The 20,683-nt window shown below is 42.5% G+C and carries 37 protein-coding genes, 1 tRNA gene and 1 pseudogene; 34 read left to right on the top strand and 5 right to left on the bottom strand.

The window, feature by feature from the left end; translation table 11 throughout:
* Positions 1–41 precede the first annotated feature (41 nt).
* The 3 genes from NST25_RS17680 to NST25_RS17670 all read right to left on the bottom strand — a co-directional run bounded on the left by NST25_RS17680 (position 42) and on the right by NST25_RS17670 (position 3,479).
* The gene (locus NST25_RS17680) at positions 42–1,385 is read right to left on the bottom strand and encodes an amino acid permease (RefSeq protein ID WP_340392015.1); all 1,344 of its coding nucleotides are present in this window, start codon (positions 1,383–1,385) and stop codon (positions 42–44) included.
* Positions 1,386–1,589: 204 nt separating this feature from the next.
* A complete protein-coding gene (locus NST25_RS17675; RefSeq protein WP_340392013.1) occupies positions 1,590–2,792 on the bottom strand; it encodes a tyrosine-type recombinase/integrase in 1,203 nt (400 codons plus the stop codon).
* A 30-nt stretch (positions 2,793–2,822) separates the two neighbouring features.
* Positions 2,823–3,479, bottom strand: coding sequence for an XRE family transcriptional regulator (locus NST25_RS17670; protein ID WP_076306106.1), 657 nt, complete (start codon positions 3,477–3,479; stop codon positions 2,823–2,825).
* Between the two features lie 151 nt (positions 3,480–3,630).
* Here NST25_RS17670 and NST25_RS17665 point away from each other — a divergent pair, with 151 nt between their 5' ends.
* From NST25_RS17665 to NST25_RS17585, 17 genes are all read left to right on the top strand, one after another.
* Positions 3,631–3,864, top strand: coding sequence for a helix-turn-helix domain-containing protein (locus NST25_RS17665; RefSeq protein WP_076306105.1), 234 nt, complete (start codon positions 3,631–3,633; stop codon positions 3,862–3,864).
* A gap of 19 nt (positions 3,865–3,883) precedes the next feature.
* Positions 3,884–4,087 (top strand): helix-turn-helix domain-containing protein, encoded by a 204-nt coding sequence (locus tag NST25_RS17660; protein WP_076306104.1) that lies wholly within the window; start codon positions 3,884–3,886, stop codon positions 4,085–4,087.
* A 58-nt stretch (positions 4,088–4,145) separates the two neighbouring features.
* Positions 4,146–4,346, top strand: coding sequence for a hypothetical protein (locus NST25_RS17655; RefSeq protein WP_076306103.1), 201 nt, complete (start codon positions 4,146–4,148; stop codon positions 4,344–4,346).
* 4 nt (positions 4,347–4,350) lie between these two features.
* Positions 4,351–4,626: a hypothetical protein gene (locus NST25_RS17650; RefSeq protein WP_340392006.1), complete on the top strand. Its 276-nt coding sequence runs from the start codon at positions 4,351–4,353 to the stop codon at positions 4,624–4,626.
* 6 nt (positions 4,627–4,632) lie between these two features.
* Positions 4,633–5,331 carry an ORF6C domain-containing protein gene (locus NST25_RS17645; protein WP_340392005.1) on the top strand — a complete coding sequence of 233 codons (699 nt, stop codon included), beginning with the start codon at positions 4,633–4,635 and terminating at the stop codon, positions 5,329–5,331.
* A gap of 25 nt (positions 5,332–5,356) precedes the next feature.
* Positions 5,357–5,665 carry a hypothetical protein gene (locus NST25_RS17640; RefSeq protein WP_340392004.1) on the top strand — a complete coding sequence of 103 codons (309 nt, stop codon included), beginning with the start codon at positions 5,357–5,359 and terminating at the stop codon, positions 5,663–5,665.
* The gene (locus tag NST25_RS17635; RefSeq protein WP_340392001.1) at positions 5,655–6,128 is read left to right on the top strand and encodes a hypothetical protein; all 474 of its coding nucleotides are present in this window, start codon (positions 5,655–5,657) and stop codon (positions 6,126–6,128) included. The genes NST25_RS17640 and NST25_RS17635 overlap by 11 nt, the downstream gene beginning before the upstream one ends.
* The gene (locus NST25_RS17630; protein ID WP_076104498.1) at positions 6,118–6,516 is read left to right on the top strand and encodes a hypothetical protein; all 399 of its coding nucleotides are present in this window, start codon (positions 6,118–6,120) and stop codon (positions 6,514–6,516) included. The genes NST25_RS17635 and NST25_RS17630 overlap by 11 nt, the downstream gene beginning before the upstream one ends.
* The gene (locus NST25_RS17625) at positions 6,516–6,884 is read left to right on the top strand and encodes a hypothetical protein (RefSeq protein WP_340391999.1); all 369 of its coding nucleotides are present in this window, start codon (positions 6,516–6,518) and stop codon (positions 6,882–6,884) included. The genes NST25_RS17630 and NST25_RS17625 overlap by 1 nt, the downstream gene beginning before the upstream one ends.
* 33 nt (positions 6,885–6,917) lie before the next feature.
* The gene (locus NST25_RS17620) at positions 6,918–7,892 is read left to right on the top strand and encodes a hypothetical protein (protein WP_340391998.1); all 975 of its coding nucleotides are present in this window, start codon (positions 6,918–6,920) and stop codon (positions 7,890–7,892) included.
* Between the two features lie 166 nt (positions 7,893–8,058).
* Entirely contained in the window at positions 8,059–8,319 is a 261-nt protein-coding gene (locus tag NST25_RS17615) for a hypothetical protein (RefSeq protein WP_076303890.1), read from the top strand.
* A complete protein-coding gene (locus NST25_RS17610) occupies positions 8,316–8,474 on the top strand; it encodes a hypothetical protein (RefSeq protein ID WP_175618927.1) in 159 nt (52 codons plus the stop codon). The genes NST25_RS17615 and NST25_RS17610 overlap by 4 nt, the downstream gene beginning before the upstream one ends.
* Complete coding sequence (locus NST25_RS17605; protein WP_076306101.1) at positions 8,458–8,991, top strand: Holliday junction resolvase RecU; 534 nt, start codon at positions 8,458–8,460, stop codon at positions 8,989–8,991. Before NST25_RS17610 ends, NST25_RS17605 begins: the two co-directional genes overlap by 17 nt.
* Positions 8,984–9,286, top strand: coding sequence for a hypothetical protein (locus NST25_RS17600; protein WP_036684300.1), 303 nt, complete (start codon positions 8,984–8,986; stop codon positions 9,284–9,286). Before NST25_RS17605 ends, NST25_RS17600 begins: the two co-directional genes overlap by 8 nt.
* 140 nt (positions 9,287–9,426) lie before the next feature.
* Positions 9,427–10,104: an HNH endonuclease signature motif containing protein gene (locus NST25_RS17595; RefSeq protein WP_235219503.1), complete on the top strand. Its 678-nt coding sequence runs from the start codon at positions 9,427–9,429 to the stop codon at positions 10,102–10,104.
* Positions 10,105–10,139: 35 nt separating this feature from the next.
* The gene (locus NST25_RS17590) at positions 10,140–10,406 is read left to right on the top strand and encodes a hypothetical protein (RefSeq protein WP_076306099.1); all 267 of its coding nucleotides are present in this window, start codon (positions 10,140–10,142) and stop codon (positions 10,404–10,406) included.
* Entirely contained in the window at positions 10,403–12,181 is a 1,779-nt protein-coding gene (locus NST25_RS17585; protein ID WP_340391993.1) for a DNA cytosine methyltransferase, read from the top strand. The genes NST25_RS17590 and NST25_RS17585 overlap by 4 nt, the downstream gene beginning before the upstream one ends.
* A 52-nt stretch (positions 12,182–12,233) precedes the next feature.
* Here NST25_RS17585 and NST25_RS17580 read toward each other — a convergent pair whose 3' ends face one another.
* Positions 12,234–12,593, bottom strand: coding sequence for a DUF3888 domain-containing protein (locus NST25_RS17580; RefSeq protein WP_280752890.1), 360 nt, complete (start codon positions 12,591–12,593; stop codon positions 12,234–12,236).
* Positions 12,594–12,713: 120 nt separating this feature from the next.
* Between NST25_RS17580 and NST25_RS17575 the strand changes: the two genes are divergently transcribed.
* Complete coding sequence (locus NST25_RS17575) at positions 12,714–12,941, top strand: hypothetical protein (protein WP_340391991.1); 228 nt, start codon at positions 12,714–12,716, stop codon at positions 12,939–12,941.
* A 179-nt stretch (positions 12,942–13,120) separates the two neighbouring features.
* Here the strand turns inward: NST25_RS17575 and NST25_RS17570 are convergent, their stop codons facing one another.
* The gene (locus NST25_RS17570; RefSeq protein WP_340391989.1) at positions 13,121–13,513 is read right to left on the bottom strand and encodes a hypothetical protein; all 393 of its coding nucleotides are present in this window, start codon (positions 13,511–13,513) and stop codon (positions 13,121–13,123) included.
* Positions 13,514–13,654: 141 nt separating this feature from the next.
* Here NST25_RS17570 and NST25_RS17565 point away from each other — a divergent pair, with 141 nt between their 5' ends.
* From NST25_RS17565 to NST25_RS17490, 16 genes and pseudogenes are all read left to right on the top strand, one after another.
* Complete coding sequence (locus tag NST25_RS17565; protein WP_340391987.1) at positions 13,655–14,137, top strand: ASCH domain-containing protein; 483 nt, start codon at positions 13,655–13,657, stop codon at positions 14,135–14,137.
* Entirely contained in the window at positions 14,134–14,850 is a 717-nt protein-coding gene (locus NST25_RS17560) for a hypothetical protein (RefSeq protein WP_340391985.1), read from the top strand. The genes NST25_RS17565 and NST25_RS17560 overlap by 4 nt, the downstream gene beginning before the upstream one ends.
* Positions 14,851–14,964: 114 nt before the next feature.
* Positions 14,965–15,390, top strand: a complete 426-nt coding sequence (locus NST25_RS17555) for a hypothetical protein (RefSeq protein ID WP_340391984.1) — start codon at positions 14,965–14,967, stop codon at positions 15,388–15,390.
* A gap of 197 nt (positions 15,391–15,587) precedes the next feature.
* Positions 15,588–15,818 carry a hypothetical protein gene (locus NST25_RS17550; RefSeq protein ID WP_340391983.1) on the top strand — a complete coding sequence of 77 codons (231 nt, stop codon included), beginning with the start codon at positions 15,588–15,590 and terminating at the stop codon, positions 15,816–15,818.
* Positions 15,819–16,282: 464 nt separating this feature from the next.
* Positions 16,283–16,489: a hypothetical protein gene (locus NST25_RS17545; protein WP_340391981.1), complete on the top strand. Its 207-nt coding sequence runs from the start codon at positions 16,283–16,285 to the stop codon at positions 16,487–16,489.
* A 70-nt stretch (positions 16,490–16,559) separates the two neighbouring features.
* On the top strand, positions 16,560–16,694 hold the full coding sequence (locus tag NST25_RS17540; RefSeq protein WP_256721021.1) for a hypothetical protein: 135 nt from the start codon (positions 16,560–16,562) through the stop codon (positions 16,692–16,694).
* Positions 16,691–16,963 (top strand): hypothetical protein, encoded by a 273-nt coding sequence (locus NST25_RS17535; protein WP_340391978.1) that lies wholly within the window; start codon positions 16,691–16,693, stop codon positions 16,961–16,963. The genes NST25_RS17540 and NST25_RS17535 overlap by 4 nt, the downstream gene beginning before the upstream one ends.
* A gap of 103 nt (positions 16,964–17,066) precedes the next feature.
* Complete coding sequence (locus tag NST25_RS17530) at positions 17,067–17,483, top strand: hypothetical protein (protein ID WP_340391976.1); 417 nt, start codon at positions 17,067–17,069, stop codon at positions 17,481–17,483.
* A 108-nt stretch (positions 17,484–17,591) separates the two neighbouring features.
* Entirely contained in the window at positions 17,592–18,041 is a 450-nt protein-coding gene (locus NST25_RS17525; protein ID WP_340391974.1) for a YopX family protein, read from the top strand.
* Positions 18,034–18,438: pseudogene (locus NST25_RS17520) on the top strand (YopX family protein). The gene NST25_RS17525 and the pseudogene NST25_RS17520 overlap by 8 nt, the downstream one beginning before the upstream one ends.
* Positions 18,439–18,453: 15 nt before the next feature.
* Positions 18,454–18,741: a hypothetical protein gene (locus tag NST25_RS17515; RefSeq protein ID WP_340391971.1), complete on the top strand. Its 288-nt coding sequence runs from the start codon at positions 18,454–18,456 to the stop codon at positions 18,739–18,741.
* Between the two features lie 118 nt (positions 18,742–18,859).
* Positions 18,860–19,081, top strand: a complete 222-nt coding sequence (locus NST25_RS17510) for a hypothetical protein (protein WP_340391968.1) — start codon at positions 18,860–18,862, stop codon at positions 19,079–19,081.
* 47 nt (positions 19,082–19,128) lie between these two features.
* On the top strand, positions 19,129–19,719 hold the full coding sequence (locus tag NST25_RS17505; protein ID WP_051491328.1) for a sigma factor-like helix-turn-helix DNA-binding protein: 591 nt from the start codon (positions 19,129–19,131) through the stop codon (positions 19,717–19,719).
* 188 nt (positions 19,720–19,907) lie between these two features.
* Positions 19,908–19,980 (top strand) — tRNA-Ile (locus NST25_RS17500).
* An 18-nt stretch (positions 19,981–19,998) separates the two neighbouring features.
* A complete protein-coding gene (locus NST25_RS17495) occupies positions 19,999–20,151 on the top strand; it encodes a hypothetical protein (RefSeq protein ID WP_339246857.1) in 153 nt (50 codons plus the stop codon).
* Between the two features lie 124 nt (positions 20,152–20,275).
* The gene (locus NST25_RS17490) at positions 20,276–20,683 is read left to right on the top strand and encodes a hypothetical protein (protein ID WP_340391965.1); all 408 of its coding nucleotides are present in this window, start codon (positions 20,276–20,278) and stop codon (positions 20,681–20,683) included.

Genomic DNA, 20,683 nt, shown 5'->3' with positions numbered 1-20,683 from the left:
AATGGATACACCTTTTTTCATGTAAGTGCGAGATATATAGTTTAGTTCTTCTTTCGGAATTTAGCGAATGACCAGATGGTAAGCATCAGCAGGAAGCCCAGACATGTGCCTATGCTGATCCGGTTCTGAGTGTCGAAAAGGAAGGAAATCGTGATAACCGACAAACAGATAAGCGTCAAAATCGTAATATAAGGGAAACCCCACACTTTAAAGCTTGGCTCTTTAGGATAGGTTTTCCGCAGCTTCAGCTGTGATAGGCAGATGCTGATCCATACCAAGCTTACTACGAAGCCGGGAACAGCCATCAGCAGCCGGAAAAGTCCATCCTGTGCGAAGTACGCTAACATAGAACCAACAAAAAGAACTATAGCGCAAAGTTTAAGACTGTTGATCGGCACACCTTTTGCTGAGGTCTTTGCTAAGCTACGTGGAGCTTCACCCTGTGAAGCCAAAGAGTGCAACATCCGTGTGGCGCCGTAGATACCGGAGTTAGCAGCAGAGAGCACAGCCGTAATCAGTATGAAGTTCATAACATGGTCAGCACCCTTAAGTCCTGTAGCCGCTAATACCTGCACAAAGGGGCTGGTATGCTCGCTAAGCTGATTCCAAGGAATTAACCCACAGATGATCAGAATTGGAATGGTGTAGAACAGAATAACACGTAAAATGAAGCTTTTGACAACTCTAGGCAACACTTTTTCTGCATCTTGAGTTTCTGTTAAAGTTAGTCCAATCAGCTCAGATCCGCCGTAGGAGAACATGACGACCAGAAGGGCAGAGAAGATAGGTGTCCAGCCTTGTGGGAATAATCCGCCATAATCCGTAAAATTACTTAAATAGGGAGTCCCTTCAGACATAGGCAATAGCCCAAACAATAATGCAGCTCCCAGAATAATAAAGATGATAATCATAGCTATTTTGATTCCTGCTAACCAAAACTCCGTCTCTCCATAACCGCTTACACTCATCATATTGATGCCAATAATTAAAGCACCACTTGCTAGACTCAGTAGCCATAATGGAACATCCGGTAACCAGTATTGCAAGAAGCTTCCTGCCGCCAGCACTTCGATCACGCAGACAGTCAACCACATGAAGCAATATAGCCAACCCACGATAAAGGAGAGCCGTTCTCCAAAAGCCTCGCGGATGAATTCCTTCATATTTTTGTTCGGGTATACCGTGGCCATTTCGGCAATTGCACCCATAACGACTAGTAGCAGCAAGCCTGCCAATACATAGGAGAGAACAACCCCAGGTCCAGCAATGCTTATCGTCTCAGAGCTTCCTTTAAAAATCCCCGTACCGATTACGCCGCCCATCGCCATAAAGCTGATATGCCGTGGAAGCAATTTTTTCTGTAATGATGCTTCGTTTGACTTCACATTTAATGCCTCCTAAGTAGGTTCAAAAAATTACACCAAGAATCAGTTTATCCTGAAATGGACTAGTTGAAAAGTATAAATGATACACATTTGTAGAAATAGAGGTGATTTTTCATCGGTGTGTGATATTTATCATGAAGAATGTGATAAATTCCTCTTATAGAATAAGACAAAATCAATGATTTACCCACATAATCCCCACACTTATATACCTTTCATGAGCATATCGAACTTTTCTGACGCTTCTTTTTTCCTTTTTTTTGTTACATGTAAGTAAATGCGTCTTGTTACTGCGGCATTGCTGTGACCTAGTCTTTCTTGGATCGTCTCGATATCTATTCCAATTTCAGCCAATAAAGAGACATGAGTATGACGAAAACTATGAGGCGTTAGGTTCGAAGGCAATTTTGCAAGTTCCAAATAATCTTTAAACCTCCTGTCCAATGAAATGATGTTCAAAGGGTATCCAGGCAAGTTTTTATTATTAACAAACACAAAGTCATCTTTATCGTAGTATTCGTTTCTCCGAGACATCTTGAATTCGTTACGCCATGCTAATTGATTTTCCAATACCGATAAAACATTTGGTGTTATATCAATTTCTCGACGAGAGGACTTTGTCTTAGGCGTGTTTAAGGAAAATTCAGTTGCTTTACCCTTCATGTAAATGGTCTTGGTTATAGAAATATAGCCCTCAGTCTTATTAATATCTTTCGCCTTTAATGCAGCTAATTCACCGATTCGCATGCCTGTATATGCCAATAAAAAGAAGAGGTTGTAATCCTGCGTTTCACCTTGGATCTTAATAACGGTCAAAAGTTTAGACAATTCATCACGCTCTAGATAATGAGGAAGATCAGTTTTGTTTTCCAAATCTTCAACAGTTTCAGTGTATGCAGGGAGTTCAGAGCCATTTGTGGGATTGTTTTTAATTACTCCTAGCTCAACAGCTTTCTTAAAAAGCATCTTGCAAGTTGTGTTTAAGAGGGAGATTGAATTCTTTGCTGCTCCTTTCTTTTTTTGATCATCAAGCATTTTTTGGTAATCTAATTTTGTAATGTCTCCAATTTTTTTAGTTCCAAAATATGGGGAACACTTTTTTAATTCCCATCTCCTAATATCAACAGTAGAATTTTTCACTTTTCCAGGAGCTGCATACATTAGTAACCACTCATCAGCAAAAGCATCAAATAAAATATCCTTTTCTTCGAAGTAAACACCATTGAGAAGCTCGGCCTTAATCCGAATTCCTGCCTCATATGCTTCTTTGGCTGTAGGAAAACTAGGCGTTTCCTTTTGTTTTCTTCCCGATTTACTTGTACTTTGAATACTGTAACGATAAGTGAACCGTCCATCTTTTTCGCGAACCCCTGGGTACTTAACAGGTTCTTTTGCTTTTCTGGCCATTTTTAAATTCACCCCTTTCAAGAACGGAAATTAATATTTAACGTTTGGCGGAGACATATACCACACCAATTTACCCATGATTCTGAGACTGTCCAGTTCTGGAGATGTAAAGTTTTGAGCAACATGATCCGGATTATAACTATCAGGCTCAAGGACAACCGTGTTATGTAATTTGAAGAATCGTTTTAGGGTAGCTTCATATCCGTTTACTTGCACAGCTACAACATCGCCATTCACAACGTCCTCACCATTGTAAGGATCAATGAGCGCGTAAGCGCCATTAGGGACAACTTTGTTCATACTATCCCCGTTAACTCGGAGAAGGAATGCAGTAGGATACCAGCTTCCTATTTCTTCAGGGATTTCTATGTATTCTTCTACTGGGATAGCTTCAAGAGGCAAACCAGCTGCAATTGAACCATATAGCGGAACTAAAACGGAAGTACCCTTTACAGGAATGGCTTCTTTGGGAAGAACTGTTTTTTTATATTGATCGTCAACGAAAATTAGGGGATTTACTTGAAATAGATCAGCAATATCTTTTAGCTTCGGTAATTTTGGGGACAAATCTCCGTTTTTCCAACGTCCTATAGTTGAGCGATTAACGTTTAACCGTCTCGCTAATTCTGCGTCTGTATAGTTACTTTTGCTAACCAACTCTGAAAAGACCTTACTAAATATGTCCATTTTTTGATACCTCCTGAAATAAATATACAACAGTAATACTTATTTGGCAACAAAATCGTTGCGAAAAATATCATAAACGATAAAATGAATAATTAATGTTGCAAAACCGCAACGTTTGTATTACGATTGAAACACGCTAGGAGGTGAAGACATGGAAGCGAAACAGACCCGATACGCCGAATTAGCTTATATTAGGAGAGTGTTGATAAAAGTTCCAGTTCAAGAAATGGCTGATTTACTTGGGGTCAACAAAGAAACTTATCTGAGGTCAGAAAGAGGGGATAGGGATATCACTCTTGAAGAAGCTGTCAAAATTGCGCATAAGTTCAAGATGACTCTTGAAGAGGTATTCCCAAAATTTTTTAATCAAAATGTTGCGATTTAGCAACAAAAGGAGTACTAATATGGAACTCACAAATTTACCGGAAATTTGTACACCTGAACAAATTGCTGAATATCTAGGCGTCACTCGCAACACTGTCTATCGTTGGTGTAAAGAAGGGGATATTCCAAGCATCAAGGTTCGTAAAGTGCGTCGTATCCAAAAGTCAACTTTGATTCACTGGATTGCCGAACAAGAGAGGGCAAGCTGCAGTTCTCAGGTGTAGCCCTCTATCCGCCATCATAACCACATCATAGGGTTTTATACCTGAAAGGAGTTACCCCATGAGTAATAAGAAAAGTAGATACCCTGATTTGGCAACAATATTTCAAAACTGTTTGAATCGTGGCTGTACGCCAGAGCAAATACAAGACTTCGCAGACCGCACTCGTCGTAACTGGTTAGATAATCCAAGTATGTTAGCACTCATAGATGACTTAGAAGTAAGGTATATAGCTTCTCTAGGTGAAGGTAAGGAGGTTTAGTTACGTGACAGTAATCATATGCAGCACAGTCAGATGCCCTTACCCCACTTGCGGTCATACAGGTGAAGTAATCACAGTTAATCATTGCCGCACAGCTCATAACATGGAGCGTAAAGAGTTGTTCGGAAAACACGGCAAGCCGCAAAGTATCGGATACGATCCTCAAGCCGCAAACAAGAATCTAGAAGGACACACGCCAATTCAGCGATTAAATATCGGATACCCTAGCGACTCCATTAACGCGAAAGATAGGAGAGCAGCTAGGAGTAAAGGGAGGTAGCGATTCATGCATAAACAAATTGTTAAGGCGCCAGTTACAATTAACAGCCGTGAAGTAGCGATAATGACGGATGTTAGGCACAGTGATCTGCTAAGAAGTATCTCAGGATATATCCGAGTTTTAGAAAACGCAGAATTGCGTTCTCAGGATTTCTTTATCCCGAGCATTTACAAGGTGGAAGGCAATAACAAGAATTTCGGTTGCTTTGAACTTACTCGTAAGGGATGCGACATGGTTGCCAATAAAATGACTGGCGAAAAAGGAATACTCTTCACAGCTGCATATGTTACCAAGTTCGAAGCAATGGAAGAGAAGTTCAAGAATCCATTCGTAGGGGCTAGTAAAGAGTTACAAGCAATTCTAATGCTGGATATTCGAACTAAAGAAATGGAAGATCGGGTAGAGCATTTAGAAAACCGCACAACGATTGATTACGGGCAGCAACGAACACTAAAAAAGGCAGGGAACAAGCGAGTTTTAGAAATCGTGGGTGGAAAGAAATCAGCCGCCTATAAGGATAGCAGCCTTCGGACGCAAGTATATTCAGCGCTGTGGAATGAATTCACTGAGTTCTTTGAGATCAATTCATATAACAACACATTCATTAAAGATTATGATCGTGCGCTTAACTACGTTCCACATTGGAATCCACCCAATAACCTAATGAGACAGATTGAACAAGCAAATGGTCAAATGTTGTTTTGAACTCATCAAGAATAGGAGGGATCTTATGGACAAGCATACAGTTGTTGCAGATCTTCGCGAAGAGGTTGCATTTTGGAAGACAATTGAAGATGATGCGTTGTTACGGGGAAGAGAAATAGATTTTAATATCTATCTATTTGCTGCTCAAAATCGGCGGGAATGTCGGGATAAGTTGCTGAAAGTCTGGGATGAAATCGCCTTAGACAAGTTCCGAGATGGCCGATTAAATGAAAAACAGCCCACCGGGGTAGGAGCCGGGGAGCTAGTCACGTGCAAAACAAATTTAATTAAGGACAGTCTATCAGCATTTGGAGGAAAAAGCAATGCAAGCTAAAGATTGGAATTTACCTATGGTAGATGTAACTGGACGAAAATATGAGGTTACAATCCAATCTACAAGTTTATTTAATGCAGTTTTATCTATGCATAAACGCCAACCCTATGCCGATCCCATCCTTGATGGGATGGATTTCACGGCTCAAGAACGTGCTGCAATAGATCACTCTAAATATGTAAAGGACATGCGTGAAGAGTCGCTAGACCTTGCTTTAAAAACGATGAATTATCCGGAATGGATGAGAACTCCAGAACAAAGGAGAAGAGACTTTTTAGAGCGTCAGATACAGCGTGAGAAAGTAACTTCAGGCTGGACCAACGGTAATTTTAGCTGTCTAGCCTGCGAGAAAATTATTCCTGAAGGCCAGGTACATCTATCAGCCCATGGCGGTCATATCTGTAATTATCATTGCTTCGGTAACAAATTAATAAAAGATCGAGCTGAGTCAAATGGACATTGATATTAAGCAGTATATCAAGGATATCAAGATACTACGCGCCCAAGCTGATCAGTACGATGGAAACGCCCCTGGCGCGGACATTATGAAGATTGAACTACTGACTAAAGCGCATATGCTCATGGGACGCGTGGCAGCTGTGAGAGAGGGAGAGTATTGGCGGATATACGCACTTCGGAAATCCACCTATGCTCGCGCCAAGATGGAACCAGGACCCGGAGATAAGGAAACACGCGCTGAAATAGCTGTAGAGGAATTGAGGATGTTAGAGGCTGAAGCTATGGAAGAAAGAAAGATGTGGAAAAACGAGCATGAATCTCTACTACAACAATTATTTGAACTACACCTGAAGGCTAATCGCGAGAATAGGACTCTAGGAGGCGGACTTTGATGGCAAAAGTAGATTCAAAACGCTTGGCGGAACGTGCAAGGATACGCCTAGAACTGAGAATTGCCTACCAAGACCAGTCAAACTATATACGAAAATGCGGCAAGCCGTGTTCCAAGAGAAATAGAACGATAGAAGGCTTAAGGATAGCGCTGAAATGGATTGATAAACGTTCTATCGAAGCGGAACCTGAAAAGGCTATGAAAAAAACAAAGCAAACAACATCTGAAAAGGAGAGGTCGCACAAAAAGATTATTGGGGTTTGTGTCTGTTGTAGAGAAAGAATTTACTCGAAGAAAAATGTCTATGAGTATCAGGGTGCATGGTACTGTTCGCGTAACTGCCGGGATATAGCAATTGATGCTGGGTAGTTCATGAAAATGTAAAAGTAAGCAGGTGGTGAAATGGACGGCTGGATCAAACTACATCGAAAGATTATAGAAAGCACCATTTGGGATAAGCCGCCGCTGTATCTGAAGGTCTGGATGTATTTGCTTATCTCAGCGCAACATGCTCAGTACAAGGGGCTTAAACGAGGGCAAATCAGTACCTCTATACCCGATATCATCGAAGCTTGTAAATGGCATGTAGGAGCCCGAGTGGAACGTCCGACAAAGGATCAAGTTTATCAGGTTTTGAGCTTTCTACGAAAACCTGATGGAGGGGGTCACGAAAGCGACACGGAAGCAACGATGATTGCAACTACGAAAGCAACGCACGGAATGCTTGTAGAAGTGCTTAACTACAGCGTTTATCAAGATTCTGGTGAGGACGAAAGCAACGACGAAGGCAATGACGAAACGGACGCGAAGCCTACGCGAGAGCAACGGCAACCCAACAATATAAACAAGAATGTAAAGAATGACAAGAATGAACAAGAAAAAGAATTAAAAAAATCTTCCTCTCAGAAAAACGCTAAACGCGTTTATTCCGAGGATGACAGAGTCTATAAGCTGGCTAAACGATTTCATGAATTGGCCTATGAGAATGCTCTCCAACTTGGGACAAGCCATTTAATCAAGGAGCCTAACTTTCAGAACTGGGCGGACACATTCAGATTAATACTTGAAAGAGATAAGATCTCAGAGGTTGAGTTAGGCGAGGTTATCAAATACGGTCTGAACGAAAACTTTTACCGGACAATCATATTTAGCCCAACTAATCTCAGAGAACATTATCCAAAAATACTAACCCATATGAGAGCACAACAGCAGACAAAACGAAATAGCAGTACACCGAGTGGAAAGCCAAAGCTTGAAATTACAACAAATGCCGGTGCTGAATCGGTTAGCGCTGAAGAATTAGAACGTTCAATGCAACGGGCAAAGGAAATGAAAGCGGCGAGAGAAAGAGAACAGAAGGAGGCAAAACATCGATGACCTTTCTTAATTGTCGAACTGACGCTGAACTTTTGCAGATCATAAACGATGAATCACTTGACTATGACATACGAATCCACGCAACTAAAGAACTCATAGCTAGAGAAAAAATAAAAAAGCTTATAATGCTACTCGTCAATCGCAAGCGAGAAAAGGTGTGGTGATTATGACTGCTGCTGAACGCCGGGAGAAATACTTGCTAAATGAATTCGATAGAATCTTTGAATCCTTGGAATATCGACTTTTTGAACATCTGGCCGCAGCTGACCATATCGTAGCTAAAATTATCTCAGAGGCATCAACTGCAGGTGTTGGGTTATCAACTAGTCAAAAAGTTGTACGGGCAAAGATTGAGGACATGATTGACCAAATAGCTGAAAAACGTGAATTAGAATCCCCAAAAAGAGCGAGGAAAGATTCGAAATGACACATTACGAGGTTGGTAAGAAATATAAAAAGATCGTAACAGTTGCAAAAATGCATGAGGATGCCCCGAGCGTACTAATGATTGATGATATGCGTTATGTACTTGATCCGCCGCGGACTCCTAGAAAGGGTGGTAAAGATGGCTCAAGGAAATAGAGGTGCAGCTTTTGAAAACTTAATTAATTTCACAAATGAATCCTATGAACATAGAGAATTAGCCGTGATCAATAAGCGATCAACCCCAGTAAAAGTAACAAGAAGTAAAGGAACAAAGGTACTCGCAGGATTCTTTGAGGCAAAATCAACTGTTGACTATGATGGAATTTATCGTGGAAGAGCTATTTTTTTCGAAGCTAAGTCAATCCAAGAGCTTGATAGATTTGACCTAAAAAAGGTTGAGGATCATCAGTACGAGCATCTAGAGAAGTGTCATAAGTTCGGAGCTCTATGCTTCGTGCTGGTGGAGTTTAGAAAGCAACGAAAGACGTACTTATTACCATTCACTACGTTGAGAGCTTATAAGACTGAGGCAGCTCGTGGAGGCCGTAAGAGCATGACACTAGATAACATGGAGATAGATGCCTATGAAGTTAGTTCAGGACGAAGCATGCCACTAGATTATTTAGCTACAGTTGATAGAGTTTGGTTCGAGGACACTCAGAAGAATGCCTGATAGAAATGGCTGGCTGACCCGTAACGAAGCTGCAGAATGTGGTAAGCCACTTTATATCACAGGCGGTCCCGGATGGCGTCCAGAACGTCCCAAAGGTTGGGCAATCCTACCAAAATATCGATGTGCGCAACTTAAAGCTCATGTGGAAGCTACCGAACAGCCTATTGCTTATCTTCATGTACGAAATGCAATTCCACCTTATAGCTATGCTCCATTGTACGCTCGGGATAAACAACAGATCGAAGTAAGCCAGCTCACGCCAGGCGAACTTGCAGAAGCGGAGAGAGGATCATGATTCTGGTATGTCTCCAGTGTGGATCAGATATGAGGGAAATAACTCCGGACTTATATCGTTGTACTGAATGTGAGTGGGAGGCAGAGCAATTATCTATAGAACAACCTACTAAACAAAATCAAAGAGAGATGAGGTGTAGCATGGTTCAAGAAACCCCTCATAAAACTTTCTGGAAACCGCAGAAACAAGAGAAACCCAAGAAGACAAGCAGCTTAGGGCAGCGGAAGAAGGAGAAGAAAGAGGTATCTCCTTTGAAGCAAAAGATATTCGCAGATCACAAGCCAGGTAAAAGTTCAAAACAGCGCTGTGAGTTTCCAGCGGCAGTAATTAAGGAATTGATTGCAGAGGCTGACGGTAAATGTTCACATTGTAAAACTGCCCCGGATACAACAACACATCATGTAATGCCACGAGGAAGAAAGGGCAGGGGAGTTAAGACAAATGGATTACGCCTTTGTGGGGTCTGCCATGACATTATCCAAACGGATGAAGAGCTCTTGCAGTACTGGATTTCAGTGTTTTGGAATAAATACGGTGATTACTTTTGGTTTGATGAACAAGATTGGGACGAATACAATCACAAGCTAAATAAGCAGATGGAACTAGAGAAGGTAAAAGAAGAACGATTGCAGCAGATTGAACCTATAGCGGATCTAATCGCAACGGCAGCCGGTCGGGAGCTTCGAGCAAAGGAGCTTAGATTGCTGGAGTCGTTTGAAACTAAGGATTTGAATATCTTCACCGCGATGTTTACTGATGCTCTTAATGGCTATGCAGCACAGGGATCTTACCATCCTAATGACCGATTTGAAGATTAGTTAGTTCATATAACAACGTGGAAAGGGTGGTATTGATGACAGAAACTGAACGTCGCAGACACTTCCAGCGAATCAAATCTTTGAGTAACGAAAAGTTTTGGAAGTACATGAATGTACTGCATACCCGAGCTTATACCAAGGCAGAAAACCATTATCAAGAGGCTATGGATATCGTATTAACACCAAAGCAGAAAGCAGCAGTAATTGCTAAGGCTAATGAGATTCGAGAGTTATGGGATGGCATGCCATCAATCACTTTGGATGCTACAGAGGATGCAGAAATGCGGGAGTTGGGAGTATGAAAGAAATCATCGTTGATAACTTCGCAGGTGGCGGAGGTGCTTCCACAGGGATTGAGCTTGCAACTGGACGCTCAGTGGACATAGCGATTAACCACGATCCAGCAGCTATAGCCATGCACCGTGCGAATCATCCAGAAACTGAACATTACTGTGAATCTGTGTGGGACGTTGATCCCCGAGAAATTGCAGCAGGTCGTCCAGTAGGATTGGTTTGGCTATCACCCGACTGCAAGCACTTCAGTAAAGCCAAGGGTGGAAAACCTGTAGAAAAGACCATTCGAGGGCTTGCATGGATCGCAGTAAGATGGGCAGCTACGGTACGTCCTCGGGTGATCATGTTGGAGAATGTTGAAGAGTTTAAAACATGGGGACCGCTGATGAAAGACGGTTATCCCGATCCTGATCAAAAGGGACGGACGTTCAATTGCTTCGTCAACGCTCTACGCCGTCAAGGATATAACGTGGAATGGCGTGAACTGAGAGCATGTGATTACGGAGCGCCAACAATTCGTAAACGACTGTTTCTAATTGCTCGCCGCGATGGACGCCCGATAGTCTGGCCGGAACCCACGCACGGAGCCCCGGATAGTCAGGAAGTGTTAGCCGGCAAGCGTGCACCATGGAGAACGGCTGCTGAGATTATTGATTGGTCGCTTCCTTGCCCATCCATATTTGAACGTAAAAAGCCATTGGCAGATAACACTTTACGTCGAATCGCTCGGGGGATTCAGAAGTTTGTAATCAATAATACTAATCCGTTTATAGTGCGAGTGAATCATAGTGGATCTAATCATCATTATTGCGATTCTATCGAAGAACCATTTAAGACTATCACGTCAAAGAATGGTTGGGGTCTAGTAACTCCCTATATTGCTCGTATTGGTCAGACTGGATTTGGTGGGGACCGCCTGCAATACGAAGTGGAAGATCCATTAACTACAATCACTACCAAAGCAGAACACTTGCTTGTGACTCCGATTTTGGGGGTCAATACTACCGGCCATCCCGGAAGTCCACCACATGAACCACTCAGGACGATAACAACTGGAAGTCATCACATGCTGCTTAGCCCTACACTAATTCAAATGGGCTACACCGAAAGGGAGGGACAAGCTCCACGAGCTCTTGATCTTGATAAACCGGTCGGCACGATTACAGCGGCTGGAAACAAGTTCGCTCTTGCCGCAGCTTGCTTGATTAAGCACTATGGTGGCGGATATAAGGGACCAGGGAACGCAGCAGACGAACCGCTTTCTACAGTCACAACGGTAGATCATAATGCTATCGTTACAAGCCATATGGTCAAGTTACGGGGAACTAATATCGGACATGCAACAGATGAGCCAGTCCATACAGTGACCGCAGGAGGGTTGCATATCGGAGAGGTTAGAGCCTTCCTGATTGCTTATTACGGTTCTAGCGTAGGACAGGATCTATCAGATCCCCTGCAAACGGTAGTTACCAAAGATAGATTTGGGCTAGTCACGATCCATGGTGTGGAATATCAGATAGTAGATATCGGTATGAGAATGCTTGAGCCACATGAACTATTCGCAGCTCAAGGGTTCCCGTCCAACTACATCATTAAAGTGGATGCTGATGGCAAACGTTATTCCAAGAGCGCACAGGTTGCCCGTTGTGGAAATGCTGTACCGCCGCCATTTGCTAAGGCACTTGTGAAAGCAAACCTACCAGAAATGTGTGTAGGATCTGGGCAGCATCTGGCTTTGGAACGTTATAGGTCTGTTGTGGGCCAGATGGAGTTTAGCCTTTAGCCAGGACCTCCAGTACCAGTACCGTTAAAGCATCCGCCTTTTAAAGATAATTCTATTTCTCATCTTGATGTTTATAGTCAATCACCATGGGATATGCCGAATCAATCGCTATAGTCATTGTCTCAATACCATATGGGGGATTATGAGGGCCTGTAAAAGTTTTGACCCTGACGGTTACATTGAATAAGAAAGCTCCATTTTGATCACGTTCGATTTTAATTACCTCTGCGTCATAGATGCCAAATTGCTGGGGAGAGCCATAATATCCATTTACTGCGTTGCTGATAGTAGGATTCAATGCGTTGAGGAGAGCTTGCTTACAGAGCAGTTCCTGGTCATCTGGGTTAGCACTAATTTTAGGAGACAGCAAAAGGCTGCTTAACAATATACCAACAGAAATCTTCTTCTTCAAAAGGTCAACCTCCTTTTGTAACAGTATTTCCGAAACTCATAACTTTTACCAAAAAAGAGAGAACACATTAATTTTACAAAGACATCATAAGGGCATAGCCCATAAGGAGAGAAAAACGAAATGGCAAAACAACCAAAATTCAAAAAATCAGGACTGAAACCGGAAGACAAAGTAATGATGCATACATGCTACGAAGCTCGGAAGGAAGTAAATAAGGATAAGGTATGGACGGTGAAATCGGAACCGTGGGACTTGTGCGGATCAGAGGTAGTGTTGCTTGAAGGTTTTAGTGGTGGGTTTGCTACTGAATTTTTGAAGAAAGTCAGAGGGATAGCCGATGCACCCTGAATGTAAGTATTGCGATAACCCCATCATTTACACCAGACGCGATGAGGTCGGACATACATTTAAGGTTGATTCTAAATAAAAACAAACCACCTGCGTGATTTAACAGGCGGTTTGAATAAATCAATTTTTAGTGTTAGTTTTCACTTGATCGTTCTAAATAAAATGGCTTCAGAGAGATTTTAAGGTTTCCATTTACAGTTTTCGGAATTGCAAATGTACCCTTTTTCTGCTTTGCAAACCCACATATTGTGGTCATCTTGAACGCATCTATAATCGATATGGTCTGAAAAAAACTCCAAGGAAAAGCCAAATCGATAAAGAAGGTCATTGAATTGTTGAAAGGTTAGTTCATTTGCTAGCACAGCATAATTCGCTGTGGTAAATCCCCCATTAAGAAATACTAAATCTTTTAAGAAATTATCTTTAACATCAGGTTTTAATGTGATCTTCTCTTCAATAAGAAATTTCTCGAAATCTTCAGAGGAAAGAATAAGCCCTTCATGATTCTGACGAAGCAGTTCGTTGTATTCATCTGAATTATTAGCTGGACTATAAGAAATGGACGACAGCATTGTTTAGACACTCTCCTTTTTTGTTGTGATATAACGATATCATTTGCAAAAAAGAAAACTGCATACTAAACAATATATGGATACAAATACAACTTACATTCTTGTAATAGTAGACATATTTAAGAGAGAGGCGGGAAAGAGATGAAGGCCATAACCATACACGAACCGTGGGCATCATTGATTGCAATAGGAGGGAAACATTATGAAACGCGAGAGTGGAAGACGAACTATCGCGGGCAGATTGCAATCCACGCAAGTAAAAGGGAGCCTCATTTAATGCTAAGGACGCTCTCTACAAATGTACAGAACTCCATCATGAACTGCTTTTATGAAAAGTTCACCATCAATTCAAGGGCCTTAGAGAGGATGCACGCGGGGTGTGTTGTTGCAACTGCCGAATTGGTAGATTGCTACGAGATACACATCGACCATACCGGTGACGCAGTTTTGATGAAAGATGGATATCCAAAGATTTGGCTGGGGAAAGAATCAAATAAATTTCAATTCGATTTTTATGACCGTGGACGATATGCATGGGAGTTGACTAATGTTGAGCGTCTGATAATTCCGATCCCAGCCAAGGGACAGCAAGGTCTCTGGAACTGGGAAGGGGTGCAGTCATGACACCAGTAAGGATAGAAGAGAACAAGCTTAAAAAGGGTGATCGTGTCGTAATGCACACTTGCATTGAATCCGAGGAAGAACCGGGAAAGATATGGACGTGCAAGACAGATCAGTTTACGCGAGGGAACGGAGTATTTGCACAGGATTCAGTATTCCTCGAAGGGTACAGCGGATCATTCGCACCTGAATTTCTGCAAAAGGTCGTTTTACCTTCAGAAGATGAACGTGTGCTGGCTGCTCTAGAAGAGTCACAACAACGTATTGGGAAACTCGAATTGTATGTTAAGTCACTTGAATTCAACCGCGAGGATACTCAAAAACGTGCTAATGAGAAGTTAAGGGAACGCGACACTGAGTTAGTAGAGGCACAGCAGATCATAGTCCGGCAACGAAAGGCGCTTGAGTTCTACGCGAATCAAGAACATTGGTCACTGCCAAGCTTCGGTAGAGGTCAATCAAAGGTTACGAGCGACAGAGGAAGTAAAGCACGTGAACTGTTGAAGGAAGGGACGACAATGCCGGTTACTCCAAACTGTCCCACATGTGGCAACCAACACCTTATAGACCATCCAAGTAGGCCGGGAATTTATTTGTGTGTAGTGTACCGTGTGACTACGTATGTGAGGAAGGGAGCGACAAGGCATGAAATTGACGATAGAACAAAAAGAAGCATTGTATCGAAAGAGACAGATAGAGAGGCTGAATTTTGCTGAATTGGCAGTCAAATTGAATTGCACTCGTGTACAAATGGTCAGCGCTCAAATGGGAAATAACTTGCCTGCCGAAGTGTACTGGGCTGTAACGGACTGGATCGGGGAGGGTAAGCCATGACACAGGTAAAGATGACAGACCAGCAGCTTAATCGGGCGCTGGCGGAGTTGATGGGGTACACAGTCTACCACTATGACAAGGATGTCCCAGAGAGATGCTATTACATGTTAGTAGATCCTACGGGTGACTACAGCACAATTGAACGACCAACAGAGGCAATTGCTTGGCTTGATGAACCATGGTTTACGGGAGACCCTGCTGCCAGCCTAGAGGTACAGGTAAAGGCTACTAGAGTTGATGTTAGTGGATATATACAAAATCTCTTAATCGTCATGTTTGGTGAACTGGTGTACGAAAGAGAGTTTTCCAATCAACTGCTGGACTTCATGACTGCGGCAAAAATTAATAACGCCAGCCCACGAGAGAGGGCAGAGGCGGCATATATCACGCTATCCCAGGTCGAGGAAGGATCCAGAAAATGAAAACCTTCACTACTACGCAAGGACTTCGTGTGATTCCGATTTCAGAGAATGAGTCTCTGTTTGAGGCAAAGTGTTTAGATGCTGAATGTGAAGAAGTGTTCTTCACTTCCGGGAGTTATTCCTATCCTCCATTTTGCCCATCCTGCGGCAAAGAGAATACTTCCTATTCTAGTCGCCACGACCTAGAGGAGTGATGAATGGTGCGCTATAGAAGAACGTTTCTAGAGGAATACGAAACACTGGCAGGTGATGACCCTAACGGCCCATTCGCGGGAGACTTTCGGGAAGAGATCGGTGAATTTGTAATTGAGTATATTGCTGAACATGGTAAGTCTCCATCAAATAAAGAGATTATTGAAAATTGCATATCCAGTGAAGAACGTATCAGGCTTGAGAGTTCGCTAATAAAGGGAGATTCCAATGAATAAAACAGAACGGAAAATTCTATGGGAGATTCAGCAGTACTCAAATATTGTGCCTGAATCAAAAATCAAATGAATACAGGAGCTGCTACCAGTCAGAGATATGATTTGATGGAGCAAGCACATCTTGTAAGTAATGCCCTATGGAACCTCTTTCAGCTTTCGATTGCACAGGAGGATGGGGAAAAAGAAGATTTTAGGGAAGACCTAAATAATTCGTTAGAATCTCTTCGTGAATTTAAGCGAATACGTGACAGCGAGGAATGGGAGAGAAATTCAGATTATCCCTATTCGGTACGGCTGGGTAGTTGGTAAAGCTACTGAACAGTACCAAGAAACGGCCGACAGGCCACCGTAACGACCGAATAGGCGCGAGCCGTAAGAGATCATTCAGATCATTAAGGGAGTAGGAGTATCCCTCCTCTCCCAAAGACAGAGTAGACGCAAACTATGTAATAGGGGGTGCTAAGTTGAGATTGACAGCGAAGCAAATTGAAGAGAAGTTCTTAGTAGAAGTGAACGAAGTCGGAGTTAAGAATTTTGCTTGTATGGACGCATCTAAATGTCATCAAGCCTATGAATTAAGAATGGCGAATGGAAATCTGCGTTATTGGAAAGTGAAAAATGGCAAAGAGTTAGAGTTTGAAAGTAAATTGAGAATGGTGGATGGAGATTAATTTCGGAGTACGAAGATACAGGGACAGAGAGGGTTAATAGCCCTCCTATCCCACAAGGAGGATATAAGAGATGAATGCTAACCGAACAATATTAGAAGGTGCAAATTATCCATCGTATGTACTTGATTCAATGAGTGAAGAAGAAATGATAGGTGAAATTGAGGTTATCGGACTCGAACCAGTTTATGGGGAGGAAGCCCAATGACACAAAGGGACTGGCAAAAGGAACTAGGATTGATGGAAGGTGAACGGGACCAATACAAAATGTGGCATCTGGATGAGGAGAAGCGCGCCAATGATGCGGAGGCCCGGGAACAACAACTGAAAGCATTTGTGGAAAAGCTTCGAGAAGAAAACAGCGCTCATGACTTCTACTACGGAGGAATTCACGAGGAATGTAACGATATTTTATCCACCCTTTACCCTGATACCCCAGCACCCAAGGAGGGCGCAGCCGATGATGAACCTATTTGATGATGTGAAGTGGTACGAATGGGTATGGCTCTTACCTGCCTTACTGTTCGAGGATTTGGTAAAACGTCCTATAAAAAACTGGATCAGAGGAAGGAGATAACCAATGACACTCACAAGGGAAGAGATACTGGCGATGGACCCGATTGAACTTGGTCCAGTGGTTGCAGAGCATGTATTCAAAGCCAAAGTTATCGGTAAGGAAAACTTTCCTGAGCTTCGGCTGTTGATCGGTTGGTTTGGATATGAAGCATGGAAGCCAATGAAGGGCACATGGCACAATGCAGAATGGAGAAATTCGGAGGAAAAGGCTTGGCTGGATTGTCCGCGGTTCGGTGAAGACATATCCGAGGCATGGGAAGTGGAAGAAAGAATCAAAGAAATGGCGATTGATGCACCCCTGTACATCGGATATTACATGACAGAGCTGCAATTGATTGTTGGTAATAAAGGATTTGATATGGTACATGCCACTCCAGAACAGCGCTGCAAGGCTGCCCTATTAGCAGTACTTGGATTATAACGGCCGTTAGGCCTCCGATTCGACCGCATTACTTAGCGACAGCGGAGGCCGCAGGGCTGGATGAACTTATAAGGGGGCTGAGACCCCAATCAAAGGAGACGATACACGATGGGCAGAGAGATTAAGTTCCGGGGAAAGCGCAAGGATAATGGAGAGTGGGTATACGGCCATTTCTGGAGGAATGCAGGAGGAACGTTTATACAATCCAGAGATGGAAATGTGTATAGCGGGATTCATCAAGTTGACTACGAGACAGTTTCTCAATACTCCGGTCTATTAGACAAAAACTTACGTGAAATATACGAAGGGGACGTTTTGGAGTTTGCCGACATGGGCGAAGAAGGATATGAGTACAAGGAAGGTTACGACTTCACAAATCGCGCCATTGTCGGTTTTAAAGAAGGAAGATTCATGCTGGATAAGTTTGCGGATTATAACAGCGCTGTTGTTGAGGAACTTAATCTTCACGATGAGACGGTTTCGACAATAAAATTTAGCCTGGTCGTAGGCAACATTTATGAAAATCCCGAACTGATGGAGGGTGGAAAAAATGCGTGAAATTAAATTTCGAGCGTGGTATAAGCCATTGGGCATCATGCTTGATTCCAAGAAAATAGAAATGATCAATTTCGAAGTAAAAGTGCTAGGTGTGTACTTAGAACTGGATGGAAAAGGATTCAACAAGCTGCGGATGTCGGATTTCGAGCTAATGCAGTACACGGGATTAACAGATAAGAACGGCGAGGGGATCTTCGAAGGAGACATTCTGCAGATACCTGACCTTTACGAGACTCCAGAAAACACAAGCACCTCGTACCATACAGCAGCGGTAGATTTTTAGGAATACGGATTTAGAGTGGACGGCAGCCAGTTGTGCGAGGATTACCAGTACATTTCGGATGAATGTGAAATCATCGGCAACATCTACGAGAATCCAGAACTAATAGAGGTATAAGGGGGAGAAGAGGATATGAGCAAAGCGGTAATCTTTGGTGTCACCAAGGAAACAGTAGGCACGGCAATGGATGAGATTAAGAAGGTTAACGAAGACAGCATGATGGTATTGGCACCATTCGTAGGCAGCATGTCAACGCATGCACCTAGTAAGTCAGGAAAGAACAAGGGGTATTACCGCATCAAATGTGAGATATGGATCCCTGAGGATGCGATAGAAGGCGAGGGAGCACTCACGGATTTTGGAGCATTCGCTGTAATGCGGCTGCCGAAAGCCCGGATCAAGGACCACATGAAGGATTAGGCCGAAGGGCAACGAATCAGACCGAATAATCCCAGTGATAACGGGGGCCGGATAAGGTTTACATAATCTGCTCCCCATAAAGAGAGGAACAAGACACTATAAAAGCGAGGTCAGTAGAATGAGATACAAGGACACTCAAAAAGCATTAGCAGAAGGTCATAGACAGTTCATCTTTACTGCAAGCCCTGGAGAACCTGTAAATGTACTGGCGTGGGGTCCGAGCTGGGTTAGATTCAAAGATACGTATAACACATATCCTATCAGTACAAATATGAAGATGTTTTCTATGTTGGTGGAAGGTATTTATACAGAAAAAAGCCCTGACGCATCAGGGCAATAGCAGCTTTTATCCTCAAGTCGATTATATCACAAAGGAGTTGAGGGTTAATGATGAATGATCGGGCGTTGATTGCGAGTTATAAAGACACTAAAGGGAAGTTAAATAAAAAGCTTGCTTCACTGGAAAAAGAACTTGAGCCACTGAAGAAGAAAATAGAAGACTCCAAAGATAGGAATGAGCGTGAACTCTTACGTAAGCAGATGGAACCGATCAAATTAGATAAAAATATGATGTCTGCAATTATAAGTGATCTAGATTATTCAATTGAATGGATGGAAACAGGATATCCTCCAGGATGGCGGAGAACGATTGACAGAAGATCTGGAGCTCAACGAACAAGTGTATGGGATCCTGCATGGATGGAATATCTCACAGCCTATGAAGTAGAGTTTCAACAGGAGGAAGAGGAAGGACGATGTTTGCAACCTCATGAACAATATGCTATCGAGGATGCCATGCACAATTTATCTGAGAGAGAAAGGCAATGCTTCGTTCTACACCACGGTTGTGGAATGTCCCTTAAACAGATTTCTCTTGAACTGGATACTAAAAAAAGCACGGTGCAATCTTATCTGGATCGGGCTACAACCAAAGTAGAGATTAACAAGGGAATGAGTCTATTCCTCCAATGTGTCTAATCTTGCCGTACGCCTGCCACCTATATATAGGAGGAACCTATTAACGGTTCGACTCTTATAATGAATGACGTGTAAAAACCCACGCCAGCCGATGAGCTCACGGTTAATTGAGCTCGACCATATAAAAATCATTAAACGGTATGCTGACAATGTCCTCTGGGCGTTAGAGCGGTATGCCGTTTTAGTTTGCTCCCTTAACTCAGCGGTAAGAGTACAGAGCTTATATCTCTGTGGTCGCTGGTTCGATTCCAGCAGGGAGTATAGAAACGGGGGTGACTCATGGAATATGTACTGGTTGCATTTAGAATCATCGGAAGTATTGGCATGGGATATTTACTCTTCAAATCAAATACAGCGCGTGGTAAGAAGGATTGGAATGAAGCTTTTTATTGTTTGGCATTTGCTGCTGTGGCAGCGATTATCCTAAATTAATACCTGCCCATAATCTAAACCCCAAAAGCTGCAGAGGTGATGGCGAAGTAAGGTACATGGGTAAATAGTAGCAGGGAAATCCTTCCTGAACGTCGAAATATGATGTCGAAGGGAGAGGATTATTATGAAAAAGGAATTCAAAGAATACGCTCAATTAATTGGTCAGATAGGTGAACAAATAGGGAGGATTTCTGAAGAAATCGGTAAAGTAAATCTTATTGCTGGTACAACAGTCGAAATACTTAAGCACAGACGAGATGCATATTATAAAAGCATAGAAGATTATCGTAATTGTAAGTCGAAATTAGAACAAATGAATGTGCCTAAAGTTATTGAGAGTGAGCATAAGAATTTTGTTGATGCGTTTGATCATTTTATAAAAGGTTCTTTATTAGCATTTAATTCTATTAATCTTGAAAACTCTAGTATCGACGAGGAAATGGTAAAAAAGGGAATGCGTGAACAAAAATCTGCTGAGATTTTAGCTGTTGGTATCATTGAGAAGATAACGCAAAAGATAATAAATAATTAA

It is taken from the genome of Paenibacillus sp. FSL E2-0190, assembly GCF_037992965.1.
Classification (GTDB): Bacteria; Bacillota; Bacilli; order Paenibacillales; family Paenibacillaceae; genus Paenibacillus_AQ; species Paenibacillus_AQ odorifer.
Note: the sequence above shows the minus strand (reverse complement) of the source record. Positions and strands in the feature narration are given on the sequence as shown.